The following is a 260-nucleotide window of genomic DNA, read 5'->3' as shown; positions in this document are numbered from 1 at the left end:
CTGTAGATGTTTTGATCACGGTGTGAGGGATTGTCTTCTGAGACAAGATCTTCTTTTGTGGCAAGATTGGCGGTTAAAAGATCGGCATAAAAAAAGCTTATGGGAACTTGCAGTTTTTTAGCGATTTCCAGCAAACATTTTGCACTGACACGATTGGTGCCTTTTTCATATTTTTGGATTTGTTGGAAACTGACACCTAAATGGCTTCCTAATTCCTTTTGGGAAAGCCCCATTGAAATGCGTTTATAACGAATTCTTTT

The 260-nt window shown here is 38.5% G+C and carries 1 protein-coding gene; it reads right to left on the bottom strand.

Translation table 11 applies throughout. The annotated features are described in order from the left end of the window. Window positions 1-260, bottom strand: a 260-nt coding sequence (locus BN338_RS10605; protein WP_039762615.1) for a helix-turn-helix domain-containing protein, incomplete at both ends; no start/stop codon positions are given.

Origin of the sequence: Bartonella queenslandensis AUST/NH15, assembly GCF_000312585.1 — a bacterium.
In the GTDB taxonomy this organism is placed as follows: Bacteria; Pseudomonadota; Alphaproteobacteria; order Rhizobiales; family Rhizobiaceae; genus Bartonella; species Bartonella queenslandensis_A.
This window is presented reverse-complemented; position numbering and strand designations above follow the sequence as displayed.